The organism is Ideonella sp. (assembly GCF_035254525.1).
In the GTDB taxonomy this organism is placed as follows: domain Bacteria; phylum Pseudomonadota; class Gammaproteobacteria; order Burkholderiales; family Burkholderiaceae_C; genus Ideonella.
Genome location: NZ_DATFAN010000204.1, coordinates 23,145 through 37,431 on the forward strand (window position 1 = coordinate 23,145; position 14,287 = coordinate 37,431).

12 protein-coding genes and 1 pseudogene are annotated in these 14,287 nt (G+C 72.7%); 3 read left to right on the forward strand and 10 right to left on the reverse strand.

Features of this window, described 5'->3' with window-relative positions; genetic code table 11:
- Window positions 1-112: 112 nt before the first annotated feature.
- Entirely contained in the window at window positions 113-1,093 is a 981-nt protein-coding gene (locus VJ693_RS22850; RefSeq protein WP_324158062.1) for an aldo/keto reductase, read from the reverse strand.
- Window positions 1,094-1,256: 163 nt separating this feature from the next.
- A complete protein-coding gene (locus VJ693_RS22855) occupies window positions 1,257-3,056 on the reverse strand; it encodes a glycoside hydrolase family 15 protein (RefSeq protein ID WP_324158064.1) in 1,800 nt (599 codons plus the stop codon).
- Window positions 3,057-3,154: 98 nt separating this feature from the next.
- Between VJ693_RS22855 and VJ693_RS22860 the strand changes: the two genes are divergently transcribed.
- The 3 genes from VJ693_RS22860 (at window position 3,155) to VJ693_RS22870 (ending at window position 6,681) form a co-directional block, all read left to right on the forward strand.
- On the forward strand, window positions 3,155-5,410 hold the full coding sequence (locus VJ693_RS22860; protein ID WP_324158066.1) for a trehalose-6-phosphate synthase: 2,256 nt from the start codon (window positions 3,155-3,157) through the stop codon (window positions 5,408-5,410).
- Window positions 5,388-6,167, forward strand: a complete 780-nt coding sequence (otsB, locus tag VJ693_RS22865; protein ID WP_324158068.1) for a trehalose-phosphatase — start codon at window positions 5,388-5,390, stop codon at window positions 6,165-6,167. The genes VJ693_RS22860 and otsB overlap by 23 nt, the downstream gene beginning before the upstream one ends.
- 100 nt (window positions 6,168-6,267) lie before the next feature.
- Window positions 6,268-6,681 carry a hypothetical protein gene (locus VJ693_RS22870; RefSeq protein ID WP_324158070.1) on the forward strand — a complete coding sequence of 138 codons (414 nt, stop codon included), beginning with the start codon at window positions 6,268-6,270 and terminating at the stop codon, window positions 6,679-6,681.
- A gap of 24 nt (window positions 6,682-6,705) precedes the next feature.
- On the opposite strand, the gene VJ693_RS22875 is transcribed toward VJ693_RS22870, so the two are convergent.
- The 8 genes and pseudogenes from VJ693_RS22875 to VJ693_RS22910 all read right to left on the reverse strand — a co-directional run.
- A complete protein-coding gene (locus VJ693_RS22875) occupies window positions 6,706-7,125 on the reverse strand; it encodes a VOC family protein (protein WP_324158072.1) in 420 nt (139 codons plus the stop codon).
- A 17-nt stretch (window positions 7,126-7,142) separates the two neighbouring features.
- Window positions 7,143-8,498: a PQQ-binding-like beta-propeller repeat protein gene (locus tag VJ693_RS22880; protein ID WP_324158074.1), complete on the reverse strand. Its 1,356-nt coding sequence runs from the start codon at window positions 8,496-8,498 to the stop codon at window positions 7,143-7,145.
- On the reverse strand, window positions 8,495-9,274 hold the full coding sequence (locus VJ693_RS22885) for a hypothetical protein (protein WP_324158076.1): 780 nt from the start codon (window positions 9,272-9,274) through the stop codon (window positions 8,495-8,497). Before VJ693_RS22885 ends, VJ693_RS22880 begins: the two co-directional genes overlap by 4 nt.
- A 161-nt stretch (window positions 9,275-9,435) precedes the next feature.
- A complete protein-coding gene (locus VJ693_RS22890; RefSeq protein ID WP_324158078.1) occupies window positions 9,436-10,341 on the reverse strand; it encodes a GNAT family N-acetyltransferase in 906 nt (301 codons plus the stop codon).
- Between the two features lie 53 nt (window positions 10,342-10,394).
- On the reverse strand, window positions 10,395-10,928 hold the full coding sequence (locus VJ693_RS22895) for an O-acetyl-ADP-ribose deacetylase (RefSeq protein WP_324158079.1): 534 nt from the start codon (window positions 10,926-10,928) through the stop codon (window positions 10,395-10,397).
- Window positions 10,929-11,014: 86 nt separating this feature from the next.
- Complete coding sequence (locus VJ693_RS22900; protein WP_324158080.1) at window positions 11,015-11,614, reverse strand: DUF4337 domain-containing protein; 600 nt, start codon at window positions 11,612-11,614, stop codon at window positions 11,015-11,017.
- Window positions 11,615-11,646: 32 nt separating this feature from the next.
- Complete coding sequence (locus VJ693_RS22905) at window positions 11,647-13,266, reverse strand: NAD(P)-binding protein (protein ID WP_324158081.1); 1,620 nt, start codon at window positions 13,264-13,266, stop codon at window positions 11,647-11,649.
- A pseudogene (locus tag VJ693_RS22910) lies at window positions 13,263-14,287 on the reverse strand (polyamine aminopropyltransferase); the annotation flags it as partial. The gene VJ693_RS22905 and the pseudogene VJ693_RS22910, both read right to left, overlap by 4 nt.

The following is a 14,287-nucleotide window of genomic DNA, read 5'->3' on the forward strand; positions in this document are numbered from 1 at the left end:
CACGGCGAGGCACTCCACTCCCCTCAGCCCATCTGCCGGTACACGTCCGGCTTCAGGATCTCCATCATCCGCGCCGGGTCGGTCGAGATCTCGTAGAGGTCTTGCGCCGCGCTCACTTCGCCAGCGGCGCCGTGATCGCCTCGATGCGGGCCAGGGTCTCCGGCGTCAGCTTGTCGGCCACCGCCAGTGCGCCGAGGTTGCTCTTGAGCTGATCGAGGTGCGAGGCGCCGGTGATCACGCTGGACACGCGGGGGTTCTTCGTGATCCAGGCGATCGCGAGCTGGGCGGTCGTGCCGCCGAGTTCGGTGGCGATCGGCGCGAGCTCGGCGACGGCGGCGTTCTTCGCCGCGTCGGTCAGCCCGTCGCGCAGGAAGGCCAGGCTGTCCATCGCGCCGCGCGAGCCGGGCGGGATGCCGCCGACGTACTTGCCCGACAGCAGCCCCGAGGCCAGCGGGCTCCAGGTGGTCAGGCCCAGGCCGATGTCGTCGTACAGCCGTGCGTATTCCTTCTCGACCCGCTCGCGGTGGAACAGGTGGTACTGCGGCTGCTCGACGACCGGCCGGTGCAGGTGGTGGCGGTCGGCGATCTCCCAGGCGGCGCGGATGTCGGCAGCGCTCCATTCGCTGGTGCCCCAGTACAGCACCTTGCCCTGGGTGATCATGTCGCTCATCGCGCGCACCGTCTCCTCGACCGGGGTATGCGGATCGGGCCGGTGGCAGTAGACGAGGTCGATGTGCTCGAGGCCGAAGCGCTTCAGCGAGCCATCGATCGCCTGCATCAGGTACTTGCGGTTCAGCGTGTCGCGCCGGTTGATGCCGTCGCCGCTGCGGTCCAGGCCCCAGAAGAACTTGGTCGACACGACGTAGTTCAGCCGCGGCCACGCCAGGCGCTTCAGCGCTTCGCCCATCACCTCCTCGCTGCGGCCGCCGGCATAGGCCTCGGCGTTGTCGAAGAAGTTGATGCCGGCGTCGTAGGCCGCGGCCATCATCTCGACGGCAGCGTTGACGTCGACCTGGTTGTGATAGGTGATCCACGAGCCGAGCGAGAGCTCGCTGACTTTCAGGCCGGCACGGCCGAGGCGGCGATAACGCATGAGGTGCAATCTCCAGCGAGATCCTGCAAAAGCGCCCAGCTTAAGCGCTGCGGGCGCGCGAAGCGCCGCCCGAATCAAGTGGCGTGCGCGGATCCGGCTTTGCCGGTCCGCTGCGCGAGCCCCCATGGGGGGCAGCCCCCGGAAGGGGGCGTGGGGGCATCATTCACACTGCGTCCGCCCAGGGGGCAGAGAGCTGCATCGCCCCGTTGATGATCCCGACCATCGAATAGGTCTGCGGGAAGTTGCCCCACAGCTCGCCGGTCTTCGGATCGAGGTCTTCCGACAGCAGGCCGACGTGGTTGCGCCGCGCCAGCAGCGATTCGAAGGCCGCGCGCGCCTCGGCGCGGCGGCCGGTGCGCGCCAGTGCGTCGACGCGCCAGAAGGCGCAGACATTGAACGCGGTCTCGGGCTTGCCGAAATCGTCGCGGCCCTCGTAGCGGCGCATGAACGGGCCGTCGCACAGCGTGCGCTCCAGCGCATCGACGGTGCTCATGAAGCGCGGGTCGCTTGCCGGCAGGAAGCCGACCTCGGCCATCAGCAGCACGCTGGCGTCCAGGTCCTGCCCGCCGAAGCTCTCGACGAAGGCCTGGCGCTGCTCGTTCCACGCCTCGCCCAGGATGCGCGCGCGGATCAGGTCGGCCCGCTCGCGCCACAGCGACGCGCGCGTCGGCTGCTGCAGCACCTGCGCGATCTTGGCCAGCCGGTCGCAGGCGGCCCAGCACATCAGTGACGACGAGGTGTGCACGCGGGCGCGGGTGCGCAGCTCCCACATGCCGGCGTCGGGCTGGTCGTGCAGCGCGAAGGCGCGCTCGCCCACCAGTTCGAGCTGCGCGAAGTCGCTCGCGTCGGCGCGGCGGAACAGGCGGTGGTCGTGAAACGCTTGTGACGAACCGAGCACGATGTTGCCGTAGACATCGTGCTGGAAGTGCTCGAAGGCCTGGTTGCCCACCCGCACCGGGCCCATGCCGCGGTAGCCCGGCAGCTGCGCCTCGATGCGCTCGGTCAGCTGCCGCTCGAGGTCGATGCCGTACAGCGGCTGCACGTGGCCGTCGGCGCCGCGCACGACATCCTGCAGCCAGCGCAGGTAGTCTTCCATCGTGCCGACCTCGGACAGGCTGTTCAGGGCCCGCACGACGAAGAAGGCGTCGCGCAGCCAGCAGAAGCGGTAGTCCCAGTTGCGGCCGCTGTCCGGCGCCTCGGGCAGGCTGGTGGTCATCGCGGCGACGATCGCGCCGGTCTCCTCGAACTGGCACAGCTTCAGCGTGATCGCCGCGCGGATCACCGCCTCCTGCCATTCGAGCGGCACCGCGAGCCGGCGCGTCCACTGCTGCCAGTGCAGCGTGGTCTGTTCCTCGAAATCGCGCGCGGTCTGGTCGATGCCGCCTTCGAAGGTCTCGTCCGGCCCGAGGATCAGGCTGAACGGCGCATGCAGCGAGAACCAGCGCTCGGCCTCGATGTAGGTCGGCGGTGCGCTGGTGTTCAGCCGCAGCGTCATGCCGGGCAGCACGTAGCGCAGGTGGTTGCTGCCGCGCGTGAGCTCGGGCGCGCGCGTGCCCCACTCGCCGCGCGGCCGCACGGCGATGCGCACGCGCGGGTGGCCCTGCAGCGGCCGCACGCGCCGCACGATCTGCGCCGGCCGGAACATGCGGCCGTGGTGCCAGAAGCGCGGGCAGAAATCGGTCAGCTCGATCGCCTGGCCCGCGTCGTCGTACAGCCGCGTGCGCACGACCGCGGTGCCGGGCACATAGGCCTGCTCGCATCGCACCGTGTTCTCGAGCTGCACCGACAGGCGCCCGTCGGCGGGGTCGCTCGCCGACCCGAGCAAGGCATGGAACACCGGGTCGCCGTCGAAGCGCGGCATGCAGCACCAGACGATGTCGCCGCTTTGCTCGATCAGCGAACTGATCGCGCAATTCCCGGTCAACGCGAGATCGAGCGACGGTGAACGCAAATGGACATGCATAGATACCAATCCGAACTGTTAGTCTGCGCGGAGCCGCCTAGCCTCGCCGATTTGGCCTGTACGGGCGGGCACGCTGTTTGCCCGTTGCGGCGTTGACCATGAAAACCCTTCGTCTCCAACTCCGTTTCCTGGTTCCGCTGGTTCTGACCCTGGTGTTGGCCGCGCTGGTGGCGCTGCCTTTGATGGACAGGCTGACGCTACGCTGGTTTGCGCGCGATCTCAACAACCGCGACGTACTCGTGGCGAACACGCTGGCCGATGCGATCACCGAAGCGCAGACCGACGGCAAGACCTGGCGGGTGCAGACGCTGTTCGAGCGCGCGGTGCAGGACGAGCGCCTCGTGGCGATCGCCTTGTGCAGCGCCGACGACGAGATGCTGCGCCGCACCGACGGCTTCCCGCGCACGCTGGGCTGCGCGCGGGCGCGCGAGATCTCCAACCGCAACGACCCGCGGCTGCCGCTCGAATCGGGCGCGGTGCACGTGGGCTACCAGCCGCTGGACGCCGAGAACGCGAGTTCCGACCGGCTCGTGTTGCTGCACGACCTGAGTTTCCTCGACCGGCGCAGCCTGGACACGCGCCGATACCTCATCGGGTTCATCGTGCTGCTGGGCCTGGCGATGGCGCTGATCACGGTCGTCGTCGCGCAGCTCAGCTGGCGCGGCTGGGTCTCGGGCATGCGCGGCATCCTGCGCGGCGAGGGCCTGCTGTTGCCGCTGCTCACGTCGCCGCCCGAGCTGCAGCCCTTCGCGAGCGAGGTGCGTGCCCGGCTGCGTGACCTGGAGGACGAATACCGCCGCGGCCTCGACCTGGTGGCGGTGTGGAGCCCCGAGCGGCTGCGCTCGCTGCTGCAGACGCAGCTGCGCGGCGACCAGGTCATCGTCGTCTCGAATCGCGAGCCTTACCTGCACGAGCGGCTCAACGATGGCCAGGTCATCGTGCGACGCCCGGCCAGCGGGCTGGTCACCGCCGTCGAGCCGGTGATGCGGGCCTGCTCGGGCACCTGGATCGCGCACGGCAGCGGCAGCGCCGACCGCGAGTTCGTCGACGCGAAGGACCGGCTTGCCGTGCCGCCGGGCGCGCACGACTACACGCTGCGCCGCATCTGGCTCACGCCCGAGGAGGAAGAGGGCTACTACAACGGCTTCGCCAACGAGGGCCTGTGGCCGCTGTGCCACGTGGCGCACGTGCGGCCGGTGTTCCGCGAATCGGACTGGCAGCTGTACCGCGAGGTCAACGAGCGTTTCGCCGACGCGGTGGCCGCCGAGGCGCGCAGCGAGGACCCGGTGGTGCTGGTGCAGGATTACCACTTCGCGCTGCTGCCGGCGATGATCCGCGAGCGGCTGCCGCGCGCGACCATCCTGACCTTCTGGCACATCCCCTGGCCGAACCCCGAGTCCTTCGGCATCTGCCCCTGGCGGCGCGAGATTCTGCAGGGCATGCTGGGCAGCACGATCCTGGGCTTTCACACCCGCTTTCATTGCAAGAATTTCATCGAGACGGTCGACCGCTACCTCGAGGCGCGCATCGAGCACGAGCACTCGACGATCTCCTACCGGGACAAGGAGACCCTGGTCGAGAGCTACCCGATCTCGATCGCCTGGCCCGACGACACGAGCACCTGGCCGTCCGTCGACGAGTGCCGGCGCCGGGTGTTCGAGCGCCTGGGCCTGGCGCCGGGCACCTGCCTTGCGCTCGGCGTCGACCGTTTCGACTACACCAAGGGCATCCTCGAGCGGCTGCACGCGGTCGAGCGGCTGCTCGAGAAGCGGCCGGAGTGGATCGGCCGCTTCGTCTTCGTGCAGGTCGCGGCGCCCACGCGCGGCGCGCTGGAGGAGTACCGCGCCTTCCAGCAACGCATCCACGGCGTGACCGACCGCATCAACCAGCGCTATGGCCGGCCGGGCTACCAGCCGGTGCGGCTGCTGGCCGAGCACCACGAGCACGAGGCGATCAACGAGCTGTTCCGCGCCGCCAACATCTGCGTCGTCACCAGCCTGCACGACGGCATGAACCTGGTCAGCAAGGAGTTCGTCGCCGCGCGCGACGACGAGCAGGGCGTGCTGGTGCTGAGCCGCTTTGCCGGCGCGGCGCGGGAACTCTCCGAGGCCCTGATCGTCAACCCGTATCACGTCGAGGAAACGGCCGATGCGCTGCACCGCGCGGCGTCGATGCCGCCGGCCGAGCAGCGCGAACGCATGGCGAGCCTGCGCATGACGGTGCGCGAGAACAATGTGTTCCGCTGGGCCGGCCGCATGCTGGCCGATGCCGGCCGCTTCCGGCTGCGTGAGCGCATCGCGGCGCGCGTGCAACGCCACACGAACGAACAGGATGAAACGACTCTTCACGCCTGAGGGCGAGGCGGCCCTGCAGGAGACGATGCAGCGGCATCCGCTGCTGGCCTTCGATTTCGACGGCACGCTGGCGCCCATCGTCGCGCGGCCCGGCGACGCGCGCGTGCCGGCGCCGGTGGCGCACCGGCTGCAGCGCCTGGCCGGGCGGCTGCCGGTCGCGGTGGTCTCCGGCCGCAGCGTGCAGGACGTGCGCCGCCGGCTGCTGTTCACGCCCTGGCGCATCGTCGGCAACCATGGCGCGGAAGACGACGGCTCCTCCACGGCCGACGATCAGGCGGCGGTGCTCGCGCCGGCGCGCGCCGGCCTCGTCGCGCAGGCTGGGCCCTTGCGCGCTGCCGGCGTGATGGTCGAGGACAAGGGCCTGTCGATCGCGCTGCACTACCGCCTGGCCAGCGACGCGGCGGGAGCGCAGCATGCGATCTCCGAGGTGGTCGCGCGGCTGCCGCCCAGCCTGGCGGTCTTCGGCGGCAAGATGGTGGTCAACATCGTGGCCGCGCGCTCGCGCGACAAGGCCGATGCGGTGGCCGCGCTGGTGGCCGCCAGCGGCACGCAGACGGCCGTCTTCGTCGGTGACGATGTCAACGACGAGCCGGTGTTCGTGCGTGCCGAGCCCGATTGGCTGACGGTGCGCGTCGGTCACGACGACCCGCGTTCGAGCGCGCGGTGGTTCCTCGACGGCCCGGCCGATCTGCCGCGCCTGCTCGACCGCATGCTCGAATCCCTGTCCGAGCCGGGCGGGTCGCCTGACGAGATATGAGGGCCCCGCGCGCATTGCGCGGCGCCCGTCACGAAAGCGCGTGCTGCATGCCAGCGGGCCCTCGGCACCGCGCCGGGGCGATGCTAAGGTCACGCGGCCCATGCCCGCCCCGCTTCGCCGTCACGTTCGCGCCTGCCGCCGCCTCGCCGTCACCTTGGGCGTGCTCGGCGGCGTCGGCGCCTCGGCAGCGGCCCAGGCCGGCGAGTGCGTGAACCTGCGTGGCGGCGACCTGGTGCTCAACGCCTCCGACGCCTGCCGGGCGCAGATCCGGCGTGACCCGGCGCTGCGCCGCCGGGTCGTGCAGACCATCGACAGCCAGGTCGTGGTGGCCAGCGCCGACACGGTCCCCGGCGCCTCGCCCGGCCCCGGCCGTGACGCCAGCGAGCGCCCCGCACAGCCCAGCCGCGGCCTGGGTCATCCGCTGGCCCGCATGTCGATGCTGAATTCGCAGAGCCGCTACCTCTGGTCGCTCGGCAACCCCGCGCCGGCCTACTACGGCCAGACCCGGCCCTGAGCCGCCGGGCCGGCGCGGCACGCGCTACCAGCTGCCGGTGTTCGGCATCGAGATCCAGGGCTCGGCCGGCTCGAGCGCCGGCCCGGCCTGCAGCAGCTCGATCGAGATCTGGTCGGGCGAGCGCACGAAGGCCATGCGCCCGTCGCGCGGCGGCCGGCTGATCGTCACGCCCTGCTCCATCAGGCGCCGGCAGGCGGCGTAGATGTCGGGCACCGCATACGCCAGGTGGCCGAAGTTGCGCCCGCCGGTGTAGACCTCGGGATCCCAGTTGTAGGTCAGCTCGACCTGGGCGCCGTGGTCACCCGGCGCGGCCAGGAACACCAGCGTGTAGCGACCGGCCGGCACCTCCTTGCGCGAGACGATTTCCAGCCCGAGCGCGTCGACATAGAAGCGCAGCGAGGCATCGAGGTCCGTCACGCGGGCCATGGTGTGCAGGTATTTCATGCGCACCGAGTCTCGCACTATTCGAGTGCATAGACCCGCCCGTCCGCGCTGCCCACGTAGATCGTGTGGCCCACGACCAGCGGCGAGGAGAAGAACGAGCCGAGCGCGGACTGGCGGGCGGCGCCGATCGCCATCGCGTCGTGCCAGCCGCTGACGTACAGCATCGGTGCGTTGAAGCGGCGGTCGCTGGTCAACGCCCAGCCGGGGTTGGCGCGCGAGGCTTCGGTCTGGAAGTCCCACAGCAGCTCGCCGGTGGAGCGGTCCCGGGCCTGCAGGCTGCCGTTGAGCACGCCTTGCAGCAGCACGCTCCCGGCCAGGCTCGGCGAGGCGAACATGTAGGCGCTGGCCTGCTGCTGCCACACCGGCTTGCCGGTGGCCGCATCGACGGCGTGCACGAGGCTGGAATCGGAGGTCGCGAAGTAGACGCGGCCGTCGTGCACCGCCGGCGAGCTGATGACCCAGCTCGCGCCGGTGGGGAAGCGCCACAACTCCCGGCCGGTGCGGGCTTCGAAGGCATACAGGTTCGCGTCGCGGCAGCCGGTGTAGACGATGCCCTCGGCCACGGCGGGCGAGGACTGGAAGCCCTGCTGGTTGGCCATCAGCGGGTCCAGGCCGGTCTGGGCGCGCCAGAGCTCGCGGCCGCTGGCCACATCCAGCGCGTACAGCCGTCCGTCCCAGCTGCCGACGAAGACGCGGCCGTCAGCCACCGCGGGCGAGGCGTGCACCACATCGCCGGTCTCGAACGCCCAGCGCCGGGTGCCAGTCGCGGCATCGACCGCATAGACGTGGCCGTCTCCGCTGCCGAAGATCACCAGGCCGTCGGCGACGACCGGGCTCGAGAGGTAGACGTCGAACGGGTCGGCGAAGGTCTGCGTGCGCGGCTGCATGCCGTGCAGCCCCTTGGCCTCGAAACGGCGTTCGCCTTCGGTGGCGAACTTCCACTGCAGCGCGCCGGTGGCGGCATCGAGCGCATGCAGCCGGCCGTCGTAGCTCGTCACGAAGACGCGTCCGCCCGCCACTGCCGGGCTGGAGGCGACCGGCCCGCCGGTGCGGTGCATCCAGCGCTGGCGCCCGCTGGCGGCGTCGATCGCGTAGATGTTGCCGTCGTCGCTGCCGACGTAGACGACGCCATCGGCCCAGGTGGGCGACGAGACGACGCGGTCGCCGGTCGGGAAGGTCCAGCGCACGCCGGGCAAGCGCCGTGGGGCTTCGCCGGGCTGCACGCCGCTGTGCGCGGCGTCGCCGCGGAAGGTCGACTGGGCCGCGGCCGGTGGCCAGGCGACCATCAGGCCGGCGGCCAGCACGGCCGCGAGGAGCACCGTCAGCACGGTGGCGGCGCGCGCGGCATGGGCGGGGTTGGCGGGGCGCTTCACGAGCCGCTCCGGCTCTCGCGCTGCAGCCGCAGCGGGGCCTCGAACGGGCCTTGCACGAAGGTCCCGTCGAACGATCCGGCGGCGCCATCCCAGCGCCCCTCGAGCCGGATGCCGGCGGCGTTGGCTTCGAGCGTCACGTAGCGTTCAGCGGCGTCCACGCGGTCGATCGCGAGCTGCGTGCGGCGCTTGCCGACGATCAGCAGCTCGCCGGCGGGCGCCCCGGATGCATCGGCGCGCGGCGCGGCCAGGGTCAGCGCGACCTCGCGCGGCGCGCCGCCGAGCGTGTAGCCGCCGCGCCAGGTGCCGGCCAGCGCGGGCGGCAGCGGCGTGTGCGGTGGTGGCGCATCGACCTGCGCCTGCCCGCTGCGGCGCAGCGTGACGCCGGCGGCGTGGCCGCCCTGCTGCAGCGCGCCCTCGAGCCGGCCTTCCGGCAGCAGGCGAAGCGCGAGCCGGGTCGGCTGTTCGGACGGCGGGCCCCCGAGGGCCTTCGCCAGCCCGGCGTCGACCTGGCCGTCGGCGGCCACGGCCAGCGTGTCGAGCGCGATGCCCTTGGCGCCGCGCCCGGGCAGCGTGACCGAGCCGGTCCAGGCGCCGCCGGCCGGTGCGCGCGTGAGATCGAGCACGATGGGCAGCGGTGCGCCGGGGATGCGGGCCTCGCCTTCCCAGCGGCCGCTCGGGTCGGCGGCGCCGGCCGCGAGCAGCACGCTCGGCACGAGGGCGGCAACCAGGCCGGCGACCAGGGCAGCGTTCAGGGCGGGTGCGCGGTGTCGGGGCATGTGGGACTCCCGGTGCATCGTCGTGGACGCCCGAGCGTAGGCGTGCCGGGTGCCGGCGTGGCGCGGCATGCGACGAAGCCGGCCGCCGGTGGTGCGAAGCCGGCCCGGCGCGGGCCCAGGCGGCCGTGCCGCTGAACCCGCCGGTCAGCGCGGCGGCGCGCTCACACCGCGCGGCGCATCAGCCACTGGTGCAGCGGCTGGGGCCGCCAGCCGGCACGCTGCAGGGCCTCGCCGCCGAGATCCGGCCGCTGCAGCGGCGCGACGCGCAGCGTGTGCTCGGGGTAGCGCGCGGCCAGTGCCTCGGCCAGCGCCTGGGCGCCGGGCTGGGCCGGGTCGCGGTCGACCAGGCTGTTCACGAGGATGGTGCGGTGGCTGGGCTGCTCGGCGAACACCAGCTGCGCGCGGCCGTGGCGCCAGGCCTGCACCGGCGCGCCCGGCGGGGCGAAGGCGGCCGCGAGCCTGAGCACCGGCGCCGTCACCTGCAGCGGCAGGTCGTCGAGGCCGGCGTCGGCCTCGTCGAGCCAGTGCCAGGCCTCGCCGAGCGTCACGGGGGTGATCGGCGGGGCGAGGGGCGAGGTGACCGGCGGCGCCGCGGCCGCCGCGCGGCCCGCTCCGGGGGCGCGCTCGTAGCCGTGCAGCGGGTGCACGGGCTCGAAGCCGCGGCTGCGGTACAGGCGCAGGGCGCGCTCGTTGGCGGCGAACACCTCGAGCTCCACGCCGGCCGCGCCGTCGGCGCCGGCGCGCACGACGAAGTCGTCCAGCAGTGCCGGCGCGGCGCCGCTGCCGCGCGCCGACGGCAGCGCGCCCATCGTCGACAGTCGCCAGCGCCCACGCGCCGGGCGTGGCGTGACGAGGGCGAAGGCGCGCAACTCGCCATCGATGACCGCTGCGCGGCTCAGGGCCATGTCGACGCCCTGGCGGGCCAGGAAGCCGGGCCATTGCGCGAGCGCCAGCTGGAAGGGGCCGATCAGGTAGTCGGCAAAGGCGGCCGTGAACGCCGCGTGCCAGGCCGCGCTCGACAGCGCGGGGCCGGGGACCAGGGTCAGTGCTTTGTTGATGTTATGCATCGCGGGCCGGCACGCGTCGCGGCCGGGGCTCCAAAAGAAAGGGGCAGCGCCCGTCAGGGGGCGGCATCGGGCGCCAGCAGGGCCGCGTAGACCGCGAGGTCGCCGGACGAGAAGCAGCAGAAGGCGACATCGCGCAGGCAGGCCAGCGCCGGGTCGGCCAGCGCTTCGCGCACGGTGGCCACCGCCAGCGCCGCGGCCGGCTCGGCCGGGTAGCCGTAAATGCCGGTGCTGATGCAGGGAAAGGCAATCGATTGCGCGCCTTGCGCCGCCGCCAGGGCCAGCGAGCGCCGGTAGCACGAGGCCAGCAGCGCCGGCTCGCCGTGCGCCCCGCCGCGCCAGACCGGCCCGACGGTGTGCACGACCCAGCGCGCCGGCAGGCGGAACCCCGGCGTCAGCTTGGCATCACCGGTGGCGCAGCCGCCGAGCAGCCGGCACGCGGCGACCAGCTCGGGCCCGGCCGCGCGGTGGATCGCCCCGTCGACACCGCCGCCGCCCAGCAGCGAGCTGTTGGCCGCGTTGACGATCACGTCGACGGGCAGCGTGGTGATGTCGGCGCGCAGGGCGCGCAGCGTCGCGGTGGCAGGCATGCGGCGAGTATCTCGCCGCCGTGTCAACCCTGGTTTGCCTGGGCCCAAACCCTGGCCAGGCGGACCGGCCCGCCGACCTCCTCGCCCTATGACAGCAGGCGCACCAGCGCCTCCGGGTGAATCGCCCAGCCGGACAGCCCGGCCAGGCCCATCAGCAGGCCGAACGCGGTGGGAACCAGGGCCGCCAGGTACAGCGCCCACAGCTGCGTCAGCGCCGTGACGGCCAGCATCGCGATGGCGATGGCGAGCAGCGCGTCGCTCAGGTCGAACTGGTCGTCGCGGTAGTTCAGCGCGTCGTAGTGGCGCTGGTCGTCCTCGGCCTGGTGGCGCAGCGTCTCCTTCTTCTGCGCCTGCTCGGTGGCGAGCTGGCGGTAGCGGGCGATGGTCTGGTCATAGGCCGCGGCCTGCGAGGCGCCGGCGGCGGCCGACCGCGCCAGCTCCAGCTGCGTTGCCGTGGCTTCGGCCACCTCCTGCCGCAGGTTGCGCGCCTGGTAGTAGGCCCAGTGGTCGATCTTGTCGGCCTGCGCCTGCTGCATGGCCTGCACGATGTTGTCGTCCTTGACCTTGCAGATGCCCATGAAGGTGGCTAGCACCGCCACGGTGACGGCCACGGTGGCATTGAGCCGGGTGCTGCGTGCGGCGGCGTCGACGGCCTGGTCGACGAGGTCCTTGGGGTCGGTGTCCATGGCGGATCGGTGTCGTGGGTGCGTGGGTGGTGTCAGTCTGCCGCTTCGGCCCCCGCGGTGAACGCCTCCTCGAACACCGAATATCCCGCCAGATCGGCGTGGGCGAAGGCGAGGCGGCCGCGCGGGCGGCGCAGCGCGGCAAGCGCGGGGTCACCGCGCGTGCCGGGGGTGGGGATGCGCATCGCGTGGCCATAGCGCATCAGGTCGGCCTGCGTCACGCGCTGCGGCAGATCGGGGTGCAGCGTGGTCGCGAGGTCGGCGACCACGCGCTGGCCCCAGGCGTCGGCGTCGCCTTGCAGCAGGCCGGCGCGCTGGCGCTCGGGCAGTGCGTGGTAGGCCGTGATGACGGTCGCGCCGCGCACCGGGATGAGCAGCTGGTGGCCCGCGTCGACATAGCCGAGGGCGCAGGTCGAGCCGGCGCGGGCGTAGGCGACGTTGTCCCAGCTCGGCGGCGCGCCGGGGCGGTCGGTCAAGGGCGCGTCCAGGTGCAGGTTGCTGACCAGCCAGGGGGCATAACGCGCCCGTGCTGCGGCATCGGCCAGCGCGGGCGGCGGGTTCACGAGCACGCGGGCGGCGACGAACAGCGGCAGCGCGATCACGGCGCGCGGCGCGGTCCAGGCTTCGGCGCGCTGCATCGCCTCGTTCCAGCACAGCACCTCGACCGCGTGCCGGCCCTCGTCGACCCGCAGCACGACGCGGTCGGTGTGGATGCGCTCGATGTTCGGCGTGGCCAGCCGGCGCGCGAGCCAGGCGTTGCCCTCGGGCCAGGTGAAGACGGCGCCGTCCTGGGCCTCGCCCTCGCGCCCTTCGGCGCCCGGCGCACGAAAGCCGTGGCGGCTGGCGAAGTAGTGGATGCCGGCCCAGGCCGAGACGGTGGCCAGGCCGGCGCCGTAGTCGTCGCGGCACGCGTAGTCGAGGTAGGCGAGCAGGCGCTCGTCGGCCAGGCCCTCGGCCTGCAGCCAGGCGGCGAAGGTCTGGCGGTCGAGCGCATCGTGGGCCGGCGTCCAGCGCGCGCGCCAGGTCGGGATCGCGAAGCCGAGCTCGCGCTGCAGGGTCGCGACGCGTTCGGCAAAGCGGCGGTAGGCCGCCAGCGTCGCCGGCCGGGCGCCGGTGGCCGGCAGCAGGCCGTCCTGCCAGGCGCCGTCGATGAACAGGCGCTCCTGCGGGCTGTGGGCGAGGTGCCGCTCGTCGGGGAGGCTGGTGCGGCGCAGCGGATCCAGGCGCAGCAGGCCGATCTCGTGCAGCCAGTCGCTCACCTCGTGCGCCTCGGGGCCGGGCAGCGGCAGGTAGTGCGCGCCGAGCGGGCAGGCGAAGCCGGCGAGATGGTGGCCGCGGCTGTTGCCGCCGGCCGAGTCCTCCAGCTCCAGCAAGTGGGCGTCGCCCACGCCGCGGCGGACCAGCGCGCGCAGCGCCGACAGCCCCGCGATGCCACCGCCCAGCACGAGGGCACCGGCGCGGTAGCGCGCCGTGGCCGCCGGCAGCGTGCCGGTGCGCGCGTTCAGCGTGCGCAGCCGGTGGCCGCGCTCGTGGCCCGCGCCGACCCAGCGGGCGGCCACCGGCCGCGGGGCCGGCGTGGTGCCGGGCGAGCAGGCCGTGAGGCCGGCCAGCGGCGCCGCCAGCACGCCGCCCAGCCATCGGCGCCGCGCGATCATTGGTGCACCTGGCCCCATTCGGCCTCGAAGGTGTGCACCAGCACCTGGTTCGACAGCCGGTTCGGCTCGGCCGGCACGCGTGCCATGTCGGGCGGGAAGTCGAGCAGCGCGGGCACGCCGGCCAGCGTCAGGAAGCGCAGCCCCGATGGCAGTGCCGCGGGCACATGCCAGGGCCGCCGGCTCGCGATCACGAAGCCCCATTCGCCGAAGCTGGGCACGTGGGCGTGGTACGGCGTGGCCGCCAGGCCGACGGCTTCGACCGTGGCAACGACCGTCCAGAAGCTGCGCCGTGCGATCAGCGGCGAGGTGGTCTGGATGACTGCGTAGCCGCCGGCCGCGAGGTGCTGGTCGACCAGCGTGTAGAAGCTCGTCGTGTAGAGCTTGCCGATCGAGAAGTTGCTCGGGTCGGGGAAGTCGACCACGATCACGTCGAAGTGTTCGTCGGGGTGCTGCTCGAGCCAGCCGAAGGCATCGGTGTTGACGATCTGCAGCCGCGGGTCGAGCAGCGCGCGCTGGTTCAGCGCGGTCAGCAGCGGCTGGCGGCTGAACAGCTCGGTCATGCGCGGGTCCAGCTCGACCAGCGTGAGCTGCTCGACCGACGGGTACTTCAGGATCTCGCGCGCGGCCATGCCGTCGCCGCCGCCCAGCACCAGCACGCGCTTGGGCGCGCCGTGCGCGGCCATCGCCGGGTGCACCAGCGCCTCGTGGTAGCGGTACTCGTCGCGCGAGTGGAACTGCAGGTTGCCGTTGAGGAAGAGCCGCACGCCGGCGCGGCTGGCGGTGACGATGACGCGCTGGTAGGGGCTGGTGGCGCTGTAGACGATGTGGTCGCCGTAGAAGCGGTCCTCGGCCCAGCTGGTCACGCGCTGCGCCGCGGCGAAGGCGGCGGCCAGCGCCGCGACCACCAGCACGCACGCCGCCGCGTGCGCGCGCAGCCCGCGCAGCTCGGCGCGAAACAGCCACAGCGCCCACAACGCCACGCCGGCATTGAGCAGGCCGAAGAACACGCCCGTGCGGATCA

What these genes read in the sequence shown, in the direction of transcription:
- VJ693_RS22850 (WP_324158062.1), bottom strand. Translation starts at nt 1,093, where the DNA reads ATGCGTTATCGCCGCCTCGGCCGTGCCGGCCTGAAAGTCAGCGAGCTC.
- VJ693_RS22860 (WP_324158066.1), top strand. Translation starts at nt 3,155, where the DNA reads ATGAAAACCCTTCGTCTCCAACTCCGTTTCCTGGTTCCGCTGGTTCTG.
- VJ693_RS22885 (WP_324158076.1), bottom strand. Translation starts at nt 9,274, where the DNA reads ATGCCCCGACACCGCGCACCCGCCCTGAACGCTGCCCTGGTCGCCGGC.
- VJ693_RS22875 (WP_324158072.1), bottom strand. Translation starts at nt 7,125, where the DNA reads ATGAAATACCTGCACACCATGGCCCGCGTGACGGACCTCGATGCCTCG.
- VJ693_RS22900 (WP_324158080.1), bottom strand. Translation starts at nt 11,614, where the DNA reads ATGGACACCGACCCCAAGGACCTCGTCGACCAGGCCGTCGACGCCGCC.
- VJ693_RS22855 (WP_324158064.1), bottom strand. Translation starts at nt 3,056, where the DNA reads ATGCATGTCCATTTGCGTTCACCGTCGCTCGATCTCGCGTTGACCGGG.
- otsB (WP_324158068.1), top strand. Translation starts at nt 5,388, where the DNA reads ATGAAACGACTCTTCACGCCTGAGGGCGAGGCGGCCCTGCAGGAGACG.
- VJ693_RS22870 (WP_324158070.1), top strand. Translation starts at nt 6,268, where the DNA reads ATGCCCGCCCCGCTTCGCCGTCACGTTCGCGCCTGCCGCCGCCTCGCC.
- VJ693_RS22905 (WP_324158081.1), bottom strand. Translation starts at nt 13,266, where the DNA reads ATGATCGCGCGGCGCCGATGGCTGGGCGGCGTGCTGGCGGCGCCGCTG.
- VJ693_RS22890 (WP_324158078.1), bottom strand. Translation starts at nt 10,341, where the DNA reads ATGCATAACATCAACAAAGCACTGACCCTGGTCCCCGGCCCCGCGCTG.
- VJ693_RS22895 (WP_324158079.1), bottom strand. Translation starts at nt 10,928, where the DNA reads ATGCCTGCCACCGCGACGCTGCGCGCCCTGCGCGCCGACATCACCACG.